The sequence below is a fragment of the Halorubrum sp. SP3 genome (assembly GCF_005435195.1).
In the GTDB taxonomy this organism is placed as follows: Archaea; Halobacteriota; Halobacteria; order Halobacteriales; family Haloferacaceae; genus Halorubrum; species Halorubrum sodomense.
In genome coordinates this window covers 1-444 of sequence record NZ_SGTU01000380.1, presented here as the reverse complement: position 1 = coordinate 444, position 444 = coordinate 1, and the positions used below count along the sequence as shown (strand labels likewise).

Annotated in this window: 1 protein-coding gene; it reads right to left on the bottom strand. The window is 66.0% G+C overall.

The window, feature by feature from the left end; translation table 11 throughout:
• Window positions 1-29: 29 nt before the first annotated feature.
• Window positions 30-444: ABC transporter substrate-binding protein (locus tag EXE42_RS16930; RefSeq protein WP_137707056.1), on the bottom strand; the 415-nt coding region annotated here is incomplete at its 5' end.

Genomic DNA, 444 nt, shown 5'->3' with positions numbered 1-444 from the left:
CGGTCGTGGTGATATCGTCGTCGCTCATGTCAGGCGTCTCCGTTGATGATGTCCGCGAGTCGCTGGCGGTCGAACAGCCGCTCGTCTTCGAACCGGTCCGGGTAGAGGCCGGTGGCGTACCGGTCGATCATGAACAGGTTGTGAAGCGGCCCGGCGTATATCGGCCCGCCGCGGAACACCCGACCCTCCTGGACGGCCGTCAGTTCGCTGCCGAGGTCGTGGTCCTCGAGGTACGCGACGACCGTCTCCTCGAACTCCGAACGGCTCATCCCTCGCCCGTGGTACCGGAGCAGCAAGGCGTCGGGGTCGATCTCCAGCAGCGTCTCGTAGTCCAGCGATTCGGAGCCGGTGTACCCCTCGACCCCCGTCCCCTCGAAGGCGTCCTCGATGCCGACCGCGTGGAAGTGTTCCTTGTTCGCGCCTTCACCGCTGATCCGGTAGGGC